The sequence below is a fragment of the Kocuria sp. KRD140 genome, assembly GCF_017168375.1.
GTDB lineage: Bacteria > Actinomycetota > Actinomycetes > Actinomycetales > Micrococcaceae > Kocuria > Kocuria marina.
This window is the reverse complement of record NZ_JABFAW010000009.1, coordinates 442,102-456,086: the sequence shown is the minus strand read 5'-3', so window position 1 is coordinate 456,086 and position 13,985 is coordinate 442,102. Positions and strand designations below refer to the sequence as shown.

General features: G+C 69.0%; 16 protein-coding genes and 1 riboswitch. Of the genes, 7 read left to right on the top strand and 9 right to left on the bottom strand.

Annotated features, from left to right (window positions below; all coding sequences use genetic code 11):
* Positions 1-49 precede the first annotated feature (49 nt).
* The gene (locus tag J1M36_RS10790) at positions 50-661 is read right to left on the bottom strand and encodes a C40 family peptidase (RefSeq protein ID WP_206479565.1); all 612 of its coding nucleotides are present in this window, start codon (positions 659-661) and stop codon (positions 50-52) included.
* Between the two features lie 3 nt (positions 662-664).
* Positions 665-863, bottom strand: a riboswitch (cyclic di-AMP (ydaO/yuaA leader).
* Positions 864-1,222: 359 nt separating this feature from the next.
* Positions 1,223-1,933, bottom strand: a complete 711-nt coding sequence (locus J1M36_RS10785) for a metal-dependent transcriptional regulator (protein WP_064847209.1) — start codon at positions 1,931-1,933, stop codon at positions 1,223-1,225.
* Between the two features lie 206 nt (positions 1,934-2,139).
* Between J1M36_RS10785 and serC the strand changes: the two genes are divergently transcribed.
* Positions 2,140-3,258 (top strand): phosphoserine transaminase, encoded by a 1,119-nt coding sequence (serC, locus tag J1M36_RS10780; protein WP_206479921.1) that lies wholly within the window; start codon positions 2,140-2,142, stop codon positions 3,256-3,258.
* A 6-nt stretch (positions 3,259-3,264) separates the two neighbouring features.
* Here serC and J1M36_RS10775 read toward each other — a convergent pair whose 3' ends face one another.
* Genes J1M36_RS10775 through J1M36_RS10765 form a run of 3 tightly spaced genes read right to left on the bottom strand, consistent with a single transcriptional unit; the run spans position 3,265 to position 5,505 of the window.
* Positions 3,265-4,512 carry an MFS transporter gene (locus tag J1M36_RS10775; RefSeq protein WP_206479557.1) on the bottom strand — a complete coding sequence of 416 codons (1,248 nt, stop codon included), beginning with the start codon at positions 4,510-4,512 and terminating at the stop codon, positions 3,265-3,267.
* 56 nt (positions 4,513-4,568) lie between these two features.
* Positions 4,569-5,129 carry a DUF3027 domain-containing protein gene (locus J1M36_RS10770; protein ID WP_241247062.1) on the bottom strand — a complete coding sequence of 187 codons (561 nt, stop codon included), beginning with the start codon at positions 5,127-5,129 and terminating at the stop codon, positions 4,569-4,571.
* The gene (locus tag J1M36_RS10765) at positions 5,122-5,505 is read right to left on the bottom strand and encodes a cold-shock protein (protein ID WP_064847236.1); all 384 of its coding nucleotides are present in this window, start codon (positions 5,503-5,505) and stop codon (positions 5,122-5,124) included. Before J1M36_RS10765 ends, J1M36_RS10770 begins: the two co-directional genes overlap by 8 nt.
* Before the next feature lie 149 nt (positions 5,506-5,654).
* On the opposite strand from J1M36_RS10765, the gene J1M36_RS10760 reads away from it, so the two are divergent.
* The 4 genes from J1M36_RS10760 (at position 5,655) to J1M36_RS10745 (ending at position 8,584) form a co-directional block, all read left to right on the top strand.
* Positions 5,655-5,912 carry a hypothetical protein gene (locus J1M36_RS10760; protein WP_206479552.1) on the top strand — a complete coding sequence of 86 codons (258 nt, stop codon included), beginning with the start codon at positions 5,655-5,657 and terminating at the stop codon, positions 5,910-5,912.
* Positions 5,913-5,996: 84 nt separating this feature from the next.
* Positions 5,997-6,710: a response regulator transcription factor gene (locus J1M36_RS10755; protein WP_206479549.1), complete on the top strand. Its 714-nt coding sequence runs from the start codon at positions 5,997-5,999 to the stop codon at positions 6,708-6,710.
* A 4-nt stretch (positions 6,711-6,714) separates the two neighbouring features.
* A complete protein-coding gene (locus J1M36_RS10750) occupies positions 6,715-8,187 on the top strand; it encodes a HAMP domain-containing sensor histidine kinase (RefSeq protein ID WP_206479547.1) in 1,473 nt (490 codons plus the stop codon).
* A 106-nt stretch (positions 8,188-8,293) separates the two neighbouring features.
* Positions 8,294-8,584, top strand: a complete 291-nt coding sequence (locus J1M36_RS10745) for a WXG100 family type VII secretion target (RefSeq protein WP_064847213.1) — start codon at positions 8,294-8,296, stop codon at positions 8,582-8,584.
* A gap of 8 nt (positions 8,585-8,592) precedes the next feature.
* On the opposite strand, the gene J1M36_RS10740 is transcribed toward J1M36_RS10745, so the two are convergent.
* From J1M36_RS10740 to J1M36_RS10725, 4 genes are all read right to left on the bottom strand, one after another.
* The gene (locus J1M36_RS10740; protein WP_193519804.1) at positions 8,593-9,534 is read right to left on the bottom strand and encodes an RNase H family protein; all 942 of its coding nucleotides are present in this window, start codon (positions 9,532-9,534) and stop codon (positions 8,593-8,595) included.
* Between the two features lie 239 nt (positions 9,535-9,773).
* Complete coding sequence (gene groL / locus J1M36_RS10735; RefSeq protein ID WP_064847215.1) at positions 9,774-11,408, bottom strand: chaperonin GroEL; 1,635 nt, start codon at positions 11,406-11,408, stop codon at positions 9,774-9,776.
* A 256-nt stretch (positions 11,409-11,664) separates the two neighbouring features.
* Positions 11,665-11,991: a hypothetical protein gene (locus tag J1M36_RS12865; RefSeq protein ID WP_241181032.1), complete on the bottom strand. Its 327-nt coding sequence runs from the start codon at positions 11,989-11,991 to the stop codon at positions 11,665-11,667.
* Between the two features lie 151 nt (positions 11,992-12,142).
* Complete coding sequence (locus J1M36_RS10725; protein WP_035963809.1) at positions 12,143-12,367, bottom strand: DUF3263 domain-containing protein; 225 nt, start codon at positions 12,365-12,367, stop codon at positions 12,143-12,145.
* Between the two features lie 59 nt (positions 12,368-12,426).
* Here J1M36_RS10725 and J1M36_RS10720 point away from each other — a divergent pair, with 59 nt between their 5' ends.
* Positions 12,427-13,110: a uracil-DNA glycosylase gene (locus tag J1M36_RS10720; RefSeq protein ID WP_082943443.1), complete on the top strand. Its 684-nt coding sequence runs from the start codon at positions 12,427-12,429 to the stop codon at positions 13,108-13,110.
* Between the two features lie 19 nt (positions 13,111-13,129).
* A complete protein-coding gene (locus J1M36_RS10715) occupies positions 13,130-13,981 on the top strand; it encodes a siderophore-interacting protein (protein WP_206479545.1) in 852 nt (283 codons plus the stop codon).
* Positions 13,982-13,985 lie beyond the last annotated feature (4 nt).

Genomic DNA, 13,985 nt, shown 5'->3' with positions numbered 1-13,985 from the left:
TGTGGCTCGGTGTGGACCGCACATCATGCTCGGGCGCGGTGTCACCGGGTCACCGGAAGGTGTAGTAACCATCCAGCTGCATGGCATTCACGGAGTGAACCTGAGTGCCCTGCGAGGGATTGAGAGCGGAGATCATCTGGCCGTTGCCGATGTAGATCCCCACGTGGGAGCCGCCGTTCTGGGAGACCAGATCGCCGGGCTGCGGGTTGGAGGTGGGGGTGCCAGCGGCGAACTGGGCCCAGGTGGTGCGGGGCAGGTTGATGCCGTTCTGGGCGTAGACCCACTGGGTGAAGCCGGAGCAGTCCCAGGCCTTGAAGCCAACGCCGCCCCAGACGTACGCGCCGCCGATGCCCTGGTAGGCGGTGCCCACCAGACCACCCGTGGAGTGGTTCGACTGGGTGCTCACGCTGGCGGCGGAGCCCACGGTGTTGGTGGTCTGCATGGTGTACGACGCGTTGTAGGCCTGCACCGAGGAGGTGGACGCCTGGTAGCCATAGGAAGCCGTGGAGCCCAGATCGACGAGACCGCTCGAGGCCTGCGCGGGGGCCGCGAGGCCGACCACGGCGGCACCAGCGACGACCGTACCGATAGTGGTGTTACGCACGAGGTGCGACTTCGTCTCGGCGCGGTGCCGGGCAGAGTTCTGCTTAATGAAAGACATATGTGTTCCTCCCTGCGCCTACGAGGTGAGCTGTCGGGTTCGGATGGGAGACATCCGGCCGCACGCACCTAGGTGCCGTGCTGGCTTGACCCCAAGGACCCGTCTGATGCAACGAGTCCGGAAGTGGTTCCCCCGCTTCTGCCATGCGGATGTTCTGTGTACGGGTCCCGGAGCGCATGGCAGAACTCGGCGAACGCTCGGGAGTGGCGATCCGACCAGTGATCGGCACGGGCATGACTGTACAGGATGGATAACGAAAATGTCACGTTTTGATTACAGCCGATCACGCATCGGGCATCGGTCGCTATGAATCACCGTGGATTACCACGACCGTCGATATCAATCGGCCGCCTCAGCACGCCCGCCCGCTCGAAAGCCCACACCACGGAAAAGGCTCCTGACCTGCGGTGATACAGGGCTCACCCAGTGAGCGAAGGTCGAAACCGCACCGATCACCCGTGATTGTCCACACAGTCGAAAGATCACGGTCAACTTCTCGAAGATCACGGCGCGTCGCGTTCCGACGTCACCGGAAGCAACCGCGGAGAGACGCAGCGGCGATCAAGCCTCGGCGGCGGCCACCCGAATGGCGCGCGCGGTGGCGGAGTCCAGGTCCAGGGACACTCCCGAATCGACCCGGGTCACCACGACCCGGTTCTCGTCCCCGGGGTTGATCTCGGCCGTGACCCTGGAGCCCGTGAGGATGCCCGCGGAGCTGAGCATCTCGATGAGTTCCTGATCCGCCTGCACCACTTCCGGCAGCAGCCGGACCACGTACTCCGTGGAGTCCTGGGCTCCGGCGACCTCGAGCAGGGTGAGGCCGTCGAAGACCTCGGCCGCGGCACCGGTGCCGTGGTGCTCGCCCCGCCCCGGGATGGGCGTGCCGTACGGGGAGTTCTCGGGATCCCCCAGGAGGTTCACGAGCCGTTGTTCCACGCGCTCACTCATCACGTGTTCCCAGCGGCAGGCCTCCTCGTGGACGTGCGCCATGTCCAGGCCCACCACATCCGCGAGGAGTCGTTCGGCGAGCCGGTGCTTGCGCATCACGGACACAGCGGTAGTGCGCCCGGCCTCGGTGAGTTGCAGGGAGCGGTCCGGCGCGACCGAGAGCAGGCCGTCGCGCTCCATGCGGGAGACGGTCTGAGACACGGTGGGGCCGGAGTGGTGCAGGCGTTCCACGATGCGGGCTCGCATGGGGGTGATCCCCTCTTCCTCCAGCTCCAGCACCGTGCGCAAGTACATTTCGGTGGTGTCGATCAGATCGCCGCTCATGGTTCGTCCTCAGATTTCTGCGCACCACAGCGCGCGGGTCAACGACCCCCGGTGGGGGCTGCCGTTCAGCCTAGTCTGAATGATTCAGGATAATTATAGCCAGTGGGTGTCCTGGCGGCAGGCGTCTCGAACGCGCCATCGACTCCCCGGGCGGGCACAATGGGGGACACACCCGACCGCCCGCCAGAGGAGCCTTCGTGACCAGCATGCCCGTGATCCCCCCGTCCCTGTTGCCCGCGGATGGCCGTTTCGGCGCGGGCCCGTCCCGGGTGCGGGCCGAGCAGGTGGCCGCGCTCGAACGCGGTGGCAGCACGCTGCTGGGTACGTCCCACCGCCAGGCCCCGGTCAAGAACCTGGTAGCGCAGGTGCAGGAGCGCCTCGCCGAGTTCTTCGCACTGCCCGAGGGGTACGAGATCGTGCTGGGTCTCGGTGGGTCCAGCACCTTCTGGGACAGCGCGGCCTTCAGCCTCGTGTCCCGGCGCGCCGAGCACCTCAGCTTCGGGGAGTTCGGCGCCAAGTTCGCGCACGTGACGGATCGCGCACCGTTCCTCGAACCCTCCGTGGTCATCGAGGCCCCGGCCGGTTCACGCCCCGAGGGGCCTCGCGTGGCGCCCGGGGTGGACGTCTACGCGTGGCCCCAGAACGAGACCTCCACCGGCGTCGCCATGCCCGTACAGCGCGTTCACGCGGACGACGGCGCTCTGACGGTCATCGACGCGACGTCCGCCGCGGGTGGGATGGCGGTCGACCTCTCTGAGACCGATGTCTACTACTTCTCCCCGCAGAAGAACTTCGGCAGTGACGGCGGGATCTGGTTCGCCGCCTTCTCCCCCGCCGCGCTCGAGCGGGTCGAGCGCATCGCCGCGTCCGGTCGCTGGATCCCGGACGTGCTGTCCCTTGCCACGGCCGTGGAGAACTCCCGCAAGCACCAGACCTACAACACCCCCGCACTCGCGGGGCTCGTGATGCTCAACGAGCAGGCGGGCTGGCTCAACGCCCAGGGCGGTCTGGACTGGGCATCCCGCCGCACGGCCGAGACCTCGGGGCTCGTCTACGACTGGGCGCAACGCAGCGACGTCGCCGCCCCGTTCGTCACGCTGGCCGAGCACCGCTCCCCCGTGGTGTGCACGGTGGACTTCGACGACGCGGTGGATGCCGCCCGGATCGCGGCCGTCCTGCGCGCGAACGGCGTGGTGGACGTTGAGCCGTACCGCAAGCTCGGGCGCAACCAGTTGCGGATCGCCACGTTCGTCTCCGTACCGTCGGAGGACGTCCGCGCCCTGTTGGAGTGCATCGACTGGACCGTGGCGAACGGCCTGGACTGAGCGGACTCAGCCGCGCGACGTCGTCCCCGGCGCCGCCGTGGACGACGCCGCGAGCTGCCGTTCCCGGCGCAGTCGCCACGCGAAGCACGCGCCGATCAGCGCGCCCACGACCCCGGCGAGCACCGCCGCACCCATGCCCCACCGCGCCCCGAGCGTGTCGGTCAGCCACCCCACGGTGGGTGCGCCGATCGGCGTACCGCCCATGAAGATGGCCATGTAGAGACTCATCACGCGCCCGCGCATCGCGGGTGCGGTGGTCGTCTGGACATAGGCGTTGGCGGTGGTCATGATCGTGAGCGACGCGATGCCGCACGGGATCAGCCACAGCGCGAAAACCCACAGCGTGGGGGCGGTGGCCGCACCCAGGCACGTGATCGCGAAGGCCACGCAGCCTAAGAAGATGTAGCGCAACCGCGCCCGCGCGCGGCGGGCGGAGAGCAACGCCCCGGTCAGGGTGCCTACTGCCAGGATCGAGTTGAGGACGCCGAACTCCTCGGAGCCGCGCCCGAACACGGAACCACCCATGGCCGCGAGGAACACGGCGAAGTTCATCCCGAACGTGCCGATCATGAAGATCGTGCTCATGACCGCCACGAGGTCCGGGCGGTGGAGCACATAGCCGATGCCCTCCCGGATCTGCCCGCGTGCCCGCCGCGCGCGTGGAGCGGGACGCAACTTGGCGGCGTCGATCAGCACGATCGCGCAGATCATCGCGGCGAACGTGAGGGTGTTGATCATGAAGACCCACCCCGTGCCCACGGCGGCGACCAGCACACCGGCGACCGCGGGACCGATCAACCGCGCCGAGTTGAACGATGTGGAATTCAGGGCCACTGCGTTGGACACGTGGGTGTCCGGGACCATCTCCGAGACGAACGTCTGCCGGACGGGGGCGTCGAACGTCGCGACGATCCCCAGACCCAGCGCGAACGCGTACACGGTGGGCAACTGCGCGACGTCCAGGAGCAACAGGATGCCCAACCCCAGGGCCAGCAGTGCCATGACACCCTGCGTGATCACAAGGATCCGGCGCCGGTCGTAGCGGTCCGCGAGCACCCCCGCGTAGGGGGCGAGCAGCAATTGCGGAACGAACTGCAGGGCCATCACCACGCCCATGGCCGTGGCGTCGTGATCTGTCAGTTCATCGAACACGAGCCATGACTGGGCGGTGCGCTGCATCCACGTACCCACGTTGGACACGAGCGCACCCGTGAACCACAGACGGTAGTTACGGATGCGCAGGGACCGGAACATCCCCGACTCCGGGACCGCCGGCGGCGGGGTCCCGGGGGCGGCGGCCGGTCCACTGCCTACGATGCTGCGCCGTCCTCGGCGTCTTCCGATGCAGCGTACTCGTCCTCGGTGCGGGAGGTCTCCCCATCGGTGGGGGTCCCCTCGGCGGGTGCGGTGTCACCGTCACCGGCGTGCTCGGCGTCGGCGGAGTCCTGCCCATCGCCCGAGTGCTCGTCCCCCTCCGCCGGGGAGTCGTGCTCGTCCTGCGCCTCCTGCTCCTGGAGCGCCTGCATCCGCTCCTCCCACGGCACCCAGTCCGGGGCCAGGAGGGAATCAGGACCCGCCATGAGGCCGGTCTCGCACACGGTCACGTGCTTGCTGCGCGGGGCCCGGGCCACGGTCGCGTACCACGCCCAGCCAGGGTAGCCAGCCAGGCGACAGTCGAAGAGGTGGGTCAGCAGCCGGTCCTCGTGCACGGTGACACCGAGGTGTTCCCCCACCGAGGACGCGTCCGTCACGGGGGCCAGCACAGCCTCCCGCGCGAGATCCACCGCGCCCGTAAGCACCGGGTCCTGCTTGGGTGTGCGTGTACGCCCCGCGGGTCGCTGCGGAGCGGTCTCCGCGGTGTTCTCAGACATCGAGCTCATCCGCCACGGTGCGCAGGATGGTCGCGATCTTCTTGCCGTGCGAGTGGTCCGGGTAGCGCCCCCGGCGCAGTCCGTTGGACATCCCGTCCAACAACCGGATGAGGTCCTCGGTGAGCACGGCCATCTCCTCGGGGGGCTTGCGCGTGTTGCGAGCCACGGACTGCGGCTTGCTCAGTAAGGTCGCGGACAGGGCCTGCGCACCGCGCTTGCCGTCCGCGATCCCGAAATCCATGCGGGTCCCGGGCTTGACCGTGGTGACCCCCTTGGGCAGGGCGGACGAATGCAGGAACACTTCCTGGCCGTCGTCGGTGGCCAGGAAGCCGAAACCCTTGTCTGCGTCGAACCACTTGACCTTGCCCGTGGGCACGCGGATCACCTCAGTCTCTCGTCGCCGTGTCTGCGCGGCCACCGACGGGAACGCGGGCGGCTCGCGAAGTCAATAGTTTAGCCCCCTCATGATCGCCTCGGGCCCGGATTCAACCCACCGCGTAACCGGTCCTTGCTACCGTGAGGACCATGTCCGAACCCACCGTTCCCACCGCATCCGGCCGCACCTCCCCAAGCCCTCGCCGGGGCATGTCCCCCCTGCTCGTCGTCGCACTGGTCCTCGCGTTCATGTGCGCGCTGTCGCTGGTGGCGGTGCTCATGGCGGCCGCCGGAGGGCACGTGATCTGGGGCGGGTTCACGGTCTTCCCCGCGATCTTCCTCCCCGTGGCCTTCCTGCTGATGTGCGTGGAACTGTTGCGGGGCGCGCGACGGCGCTCGGCCCGCTGAGGCGCGCGCAGCGGCGTCGCCCTTCCAGATAACGGACCGCCGGAGAACAGAATCCATTCAGGAAACTTGGAGATACTGACGGGCGTGAACACGAAAACACCCGAAGCGAAACTGCTCGTCGTCGACGACGAACCCAACATCCTGGAACTGCTGGCCACCTCCCTGCGATTCGCGGGCTTCGAAGTGGTCACCGCGGCGAACGGCCGGGACGCCCTGCTCAAGGCCGAGGCCGAGGACCCGGACCTCGCCGTGCTGGACGTCATGCTCCCGGACATCGACGGATTCTCCGTGACCCGCAAGCTGCGCGCCGCCGGACGCCACTTCCCCATCCTGTTCCTCACCGCCAAGGACGACACCGACGACAAGGTCGCCGGCCTGACCGTGGGCGGTGACGACTACGTGACAAAGCCGTTCAGCCTGGACGAGGTCGTCGCCCGCATCCGCGCTGTCCTGCGCCGCACCCAGCCGCTCGAGGAGGAGGACTCCCGGCTGCGCGTGGACGACCTGGTCCTGGACGACGACGCCCACGAGGTCTTCCGCGGCGGGCGCGAGATCGACCTGTCCCCCACCGAGTTCAAGCTGCTGCGCTACCTCATGCTCAACCCGAACCGGGTGCTGTCCAAGGCCCAGATCCTGGACCACGTGTGGGAGTACGACTTCAACGGGGACGCCTCCATCGTGGAGTCCTACATCTCCTATCTGCGCCGCAAGATCGACAACGACCCCGAGCAGCCGTCCCTGATCCACACCAAGCGCGGCGTGGGTTACCTCTTGCGCTCGACGGACAAGCGCCACTGAACCGTTGAACGTCCTCACCCGCCGGTTCCGCTCCGCATCCCTGCGTTCCCAGCTGATGGCCCTCACAGGGCTGTTGCTGGCCATCAGCATCTCGGTGACCACGCTCGTGGCCGTGTCCGTGCTGCGCGACTCGCTCGTGACCAGCATGGACCAGGAACTGCGCGGGTCCGTAAACACCGTGGCCCCGGTGCTCACGGGAGCGCTGCAGGGTGACGTGACCACACCGGTGCCCAATTCGGGGTACCTGCTGGATCAGAACGGCAACGTGGTGGCGAGCGCTCGCAGCGGTACCGGCACGTCCCCGGACAGATCGAGTCCAGATCTGAGCGGGATGACCCTGGACTACGTCATGGCCCACGACGGCCAGGCGGAGACCGTGGGATCCGTGGGCGTCCCCGAGCGCAAGTGGCGGGTGGTGCCCACCAAGCTCACGGCGTTCGACATGTCCGTGGTCGTGGCCGAACCCCTGGACCGCACCAACGCGATCATCTCCGGCGTGGGGTTGCTGACGTTCAGCTTCGGCCTGGCCACCCTGCTCGCGGCCATGACCGTGGGCTGGGTCATGGTCACCCGGGCGTTCCAACCGTTGCGGCAGGTCGAGGCCACGGCCGCCCGGATCGCGGAGGGAGACCTCTCCCAGCGCATGGAGGGTTATAATCCCCAGACCGAGATTGGACAGCTCTCGGGCTCGCTTAACGCGATGCTCGGCCACATCGAGGACGCGTTCGACGCCCGCACCCGCTCCGAGATCAAACTGCGGCGGTTCGTGGCGGACGCCTCCCACGAGCTGCGCACCCCCCTGGTGTCGATCCGCGGGTACTCGGAGCTGTACCGCCACGGCGCGCTGCAGACGCCCGAGGACGTGGGCAAGGCCATGGAACGCATCGAGTCCGAGTCCAAGCGGATGACCCAGCTCGTGGAGGACCTGCTGACACTGGCCCGGTTGGACGAACGCAGGGTCGCCACCACGCGACCCGTGGACCTCTTGCACCTGGCGTACGACGCCGCGTCCGACGCCCACGCCACGGCACCGGACCGCACGGTGCGGGTCGTGGGGCTGCACGACGCCCAGCCCGAGGCCGCGTGGGTGCACGGGGACGAGTCCAAGCTGCGCCAGGTCGTGGCCAATCTGATCACCAACGCCCTGCGCTACACCCCCGCGGGATCGCCGCTCGAACTTGCGGTGGGTCTGGAGAGTGCCGTGGACGGCGGGTTCACCTCCGTGCTGCAGGTACGCGACCACGGGCCCGGCATCGACCGGGAGGACGCCGAGCGCGTCTTCGAACGCTTCTACCGCGCGGATTCCTCCCGCACCCGCGAGACCGGCGGCACGGGGCTGGGCCTGTCCATCGTGGCCGCGATCATCGCCCAGCACGACGGCGCGGTGAAACTCGAGGAGACCGACGGCGGCGGGGCGACCTTCACCGTGCGGATCCCCCACACGAAACCTGTGGACGAGGACTCCGAGGACGCCTGAGTCCCCATCCCCTCCCTCTCCGGGGCGTTGCGCGGCACGTGCTGCCTAGCGTGGATCGGGCCCGGCAATCCACCGGCCACCGCATCCGCTCCAGGGAGGAAACACCATGGCCCACTTCGTCGTGGACAGTGACACCATTGCCGCCAAGTCTCAGCAGGCCCACGGGCACATCGAACGGCTCAGCTCCGAGGTCAACGGCATGAGCGCCACGCTCGCCGATCTCCAGGCCTCGTGGACCGGCACCGCCTCGGCCAGCTTCCAGGAGGCCTTCCACTCCTGGCGCTCCGCGCAGGCCCAGATGGAACAGGCCGTGGCCCAGATCAACCAGGCGCTCGCGACCGCGGGCACCCAGTACGCCGAGACCGAGGCCGCGAACGCGCGGATGTTCGCCGGGTGAGCCCGGGCTCAGACCTCCGCCGTGACCTGGTGGTACCGCAGTAGCCATGGGCCCATGTCGTGGTGCTGGTCCTCGCGGACCCACACGGAACTGCGCCGGGTCACGACGGATGTCTCCTCGAGCCGGTAGCTCACGTGGTAGGCATGCGCGCCCAGGGCCGTGACCCGCAGCTCCCGGGGCTCACACCCTGCCGCTTCGACGATGCTCAGCACGGACTCGGGGGCTGCCGTGGCACCTCGCCGGTCCACGCACACCAGGTCGGGGTGCAGGGACTCCCCCGGTCCACCGGGAGCATTCCCGCGGCCGAGAACCGTGGCCTCACGCGAGGCCGCGTCCGAGATGAGATGCTCGGGGGTGCCGCCGGAATCCGGGGAGTCCGTGGACCCGGCGTGACCCGCCGGAAGGTCCTCCGAGGAGGCCCACGCGGAGAAAAGATCCGGTTCCACGTCTCCCGCCTCGATTCCGCGGCCCGCGTCGTCCCGGAAGCCCGGCCCCGCGGGCATGTCCTCCGGCGCGGTGCCGGACTGGTAGGCCGTGGCCATGGCGCGGGCGCGCTCGTCCGCGGCCTCGTTGAGCTCGTGACCCGCGTGCCCCTTGACCCACTCGAAGCTGACGTCCCGACCGGAGAGCTCGCGGTCCAGCGCCTTCATGATCTCCATGTTGAGCACGGGTTTGCCGTCGCGCTTCTTCCAGCCCTTCTTCTTCCAGCCCGGCATCCACTTGGTGACCGAGTTGATCACGTACTGGCTGTCGCACAGCACCCGCAGCGGTTCGTCCGCGCGGTGCCGGGTGGAGCGGAGCAGATCGAGCACCGCGGTGAGCTCGCCCATGTTGTTGGTCCCGTGGGCCCAACCCCCCGCGCGCCACGAAGTGGGATCGATGTACCAGGCCCACCCCGCGGGTCCGGGGTTGCCGAGTGCGGAGCCGTCCGCGGAAGCGATGATCGTCATGCGCTCATCCTCGCAAAACCTTCCGACACGTTGAACCACCGCCGCTGACAGGCGATCGTCCGGTCCCGCATTGGCCCGCGGTTCAGCGGACCACCCCGGGGCCACCACCCGGGCGCGCGAAGAGCACCCGGGTGCGCGAGCGCTCCCGGAGATGCGAGAACCCCGGGGACAGCACGTGTCCCCGGGGTTCTCGAAATGCCCACCCGTGTAGCGGGCGGAACTCACTCAGAAGAGCGAGATCACATCATGCCGCCCATGCCACCCATGGGATCGGCACCCGCGCCCGCACCGGCGGCCTCGGGCTCGGGCTTGTCCGCGACCACGGCTTCCGTGGTCAGGAACAGCCCGGCGATGGACGCCGCGTTCTGCAGGGCGGAACGGGTCACCTTGACGGGGTCGTTGATGCCCGCGGCCATGAGGTCCTCGTACTCGCCGGTGGCGGCGTTGAGGCCCCAACCGGTCTCGAGCCCGCGCACCTTGTCCACAACCACGCCCGGCTCGAGACCGGCGTTCAGCGCGATCTGCTTGAGCGGCGCGTCGATCGCGACCTTGACGATGTTGGCACCGGTCGCCTCGTCCCCGGACAGCCCGAGGGACTCGAAGACCTTGGCACCGGCCTGGATCAGGGCCACGCCACCACCAGCGACGATGCCCTCCTCCACGGCGGCCTTGGCGTTGCGCACGGCATCCTCGATGCGGTGCTTGCGCTCCTTGAGCTCGACCTCGGTGGCGGCACCCGCCTTGAGGACGGCCACTCCGCCGGCCAGCTTGGCCAGCCGCTCTTGCAGCTTCTCGCGGTCGTAGTCGGAGTCGGAGTTGTTGATCTCCGCGCGGATCTGGGCCACGCGACCCTCGATCTCCTCCTGCGTACCGGCGCCGTCCACGATGGTGGTCTCGTCCTTGGTCACCACGACCTTGCGGGCCTGGCCCAGCAGGTCGATCGTGGCGGACTCGAGCGACAGGCCCACCTCTTCGGTGATGACCTGGCCGCCGGTGAGGATCGCGATGTCCGCAAGCTGCGCCTTGCGGCGGTCACCGAAGCCGGGGGCCTTGACGGCCACGGACTTCACGGCACCGCGCATCTTGTTCAGCACGAGCATGGCGAGCGCTTCGCCGTCCACGTCCTCGGCGATGATCAGCAGCGGCTTGCCGGCCTGCATGATCTTCTCGAGTACGGGGACCAGGTCCTTCACGGCGGAGATCTTGGAGTTGACGATCAGGATGTAGGGGTCCTCGAGGACGGCTTCCTGACGGTCGGCGTCGGTCACGAAGTAACCGGAGAGGTAGCCCTTGTCGAAGCGCATGCCCTCGGTCAGCTCAAGGTCCAGCCCGAAGGTGTTGGACTCCTCGACGGTGATGACGCCTTCCTTGCCGACCTTCTCCATGGCCTCGGCGATGAGCTTGCCGATCTCCGGGTCCGCGGCGGAGATGGACGCGGTCGCGGCGATCTCCTCCTCGGTCTCGATCTCCTTGGCGGAGGACAGCAGCTGCTCGGTCACGGCGGCCACGGCCTTCTCGATGCCACGCTTGAGGGACAGCGGGTCCGCACCGGCGGCCACGTTGCGCAGGCCCTCCTTCACGAGGGCCTGGGCCAACACCGTGGCTGTGGTGGTGCCGTCACCGGCGACGTCGTCGGTCTTCTTGGCGACCTCCTTGACGAGCTCGGCGCCGATCTTCTCGTACGGCTCCTCGAGCTCGATCTCCTTGGCGATGGACACGCCGTCGTTGGTGATCGTGGGGGCGCCCCAGGACTTCTCGAGGACCACGTTGCGTCCGCGCGGGCCGAGGGTGACCTTGACGGCGTCCGCGAGGGTGTTCAGGCCCCGCTCGAGGCCGCGGCGGGCTTCTTCGTCGAATGCGATCATCTTTGCCATGTGTTTCGTCCCTCCTGGACGGTTGACAAACAAGACTTGTCATCACGATGCCCGCGACGGACGGTGCCGCGCCGCGATCCTCACCGCGCCGCAACCACCTCACCGTGATGTCACTCGTCCGCCGCGCGACCACCACCGGACCCGGTTAGCAGTCCACGCGACTGAGTGCTAATCCCATAGTGGCACTCGTCATGCCGGAACCGCAAACGCCCTGCGTCCAGTGGACTCAGGTTTCGTCCCCGGCTGAACGGGCGGGTCAGGCGGCCGCGGGGGCTCCGGGCACGACGTCGCTCGCGGCCGTCCCGAGCGCCACGGCACCCACCGCGGAGGCACCGGCCGCGGCGTCGTCGTCCGGGGACACCGCAACGGCTGCGGCGGGGAGGGCGAGCGCTTCCTGGGCCGTGCGCGGGGCGTTCACGAAGGCCACCGCCCCCAGGACGAGGGCGAGCACACCGGTCACGAGGATGACCAGGAACTTGCCCCGGGACCCCGCTCGGGCATTCGGGTTATGGCCTCGGTGGGCACCCTGCCTGGCGCCGTCCTCGGGGACGTCGTCGAACTCGTCACGGGGGTACTCGCTCATGCTGTGGCTCTCCTCAACGAACGGCGGGATCAGGGGCGCCGACCCGCGGGTGCCGGGACCGTGGGACGGCGTGCGCCCCGCCTGCCGGACCCGCGGCGGTCAGGGGTCCGCGGTGCGCTGCCCACTATCCCACGCGCACCCGGGGACCCACTCAGCGATTGCGCGCGCGGCGCAACCGGGAGATCAGCATGGGGGCGTGGCGCGCGGCGGCCTCTGAGGAGATCAGGGCGTTGAGCCGCTGATAGTAGTGCACGGGGCTCAACCCCAGGCGGGAGCGGATCGCGGACTCCTTGGCGCCGCGGTACTTCCAGTGCTCGGACTCCAGGTCCAGGATGGCCCGGTCGAGCTCGTCGAGGCCGTCGCCCGTGGTAGACATGGGCTCAACCCTAACGCTCCGGGCGGTACCCGGAGGCCGCACGCCCTGGAGGTCGCACCGTGAACACCCCGCCCCCGTTGCACGAGATCATGAACGAGGAGTGGGCCCGTGCCTTGCAACCCGTGGAGCCGCAGATTCGGGCCGTGGGCGAGTTCCTGCGCGGCGAACACGCCGAGGGCCACCACACCCTGCCCGCTGGGGACCACATCTTCCGCGCGCTTCGCGAGCCGATGTCCGCGGTCAAGGTGTTGATCGTGGGCCAGGACCCCTACCCCACCCCGGGCCACGCGATGGGCCTCTCGTTCTCGGTGGCCCCGGACGTGCGCCCGATCCCGCGGTCCCTGCAGAACATCTACAAGGAACTGCACTCCGATCTGGGGATCACACCGCCCGCGCACGGGGACCTGTCCTCGTGGGCCGAGCAGGGCGTCATGCTGCTCAACAGGGTCCTTACGGTGCGCGCGGGCTCCCCCGCGTCCCACCGGGGCAAGGGCTGGGAAGCGGTCACGGAGTGCGCGATCCGCGCGCTCGGGGCGCGCGAGCAACCCCTCGTCGGCATCCTGTGGGGTCGCGACGCCCGCGGCACCAAGGACTGGCTGGGTGGGGCGCCCACCGTGGAATCGGTGCACCCGTCCCCGTTGTCCGCGTCCCGGGGGTTCTTCGGTTCCCGCCCGTTCTCCCGCGCCAACGAGCTGCTGCAACAACAGGGCGCCCAGCCCGTCTCGTGGGAACTGCCCGCGTAGCAGCACCTACGCTGGACGCATGGCACAAACTCCGGCGCGACCCCGCAAACCCCAGCTCAACCTCACGGTTACGGACCGGATTCAGCTCTCCCCGGGCATGGTGCGCGTGGTGTGCAGGATCGAGAACGCCGACCAGTTCCAGGACATGGAGGCGCCGGAGAAGTACGTCAAGCTCGTCTTCTTCTCCGCAGCCACGCTCGCGGCGACCGCGCCCGGCGCGTTCCCCGACTACTGGGCCGCGCGCGAAAACGCCGCACCCCAGGACCAGCCCGTCACGCGGCACATGACCCTGCGCCACACGGAACCCGACACCGAGACCGTGTGGATCGACGTCGCCCTGCACGGCACCGAAGGCTATGCGGGGCCGTGGGCGGATGCCGCGTCCCCCGGCGACCGGATCGTGGCGCTCGGCCCGGGCGGCAAGTGGCTCCCGGATCCGGCCGCCGCGTGGAGCGTCTTCGCTGGCGACGACGCCGCCGTCCCCGCCGTGCTCGCGAACCTCGAGGCGCTGCCCGCCTCGGCGCGAGGAGAAGCCGTCCTCGAGGTCGAGGACGCCTCCCACGAACTCGACCTCACCGACCTCGCGATCCCCGAGGGCGTCCGGGTGCGCTGGGTGCACCGCGCCGCTCAGCAGGACGGTGAGCGCGCCCTCGTGACGGGACTCGCGAACGCCGCGTGGCCCGAGGACACCGCGGGTGTGCAGGCGTTCGTGCACGGCGAGCGCGAGACCATGAAGGCTGCCCGGAAGGAACTGCTCGACGTCCGCGGGCTCGAGCGTTCGCAGGTATCCCTGTCCGGGTACTGGGCGGCCGGGCGGGCCGAGGAGACGTTCCAGGCGGAGAAGAAGCTGCCCGTGGGCAAGATCCTCTGACCGG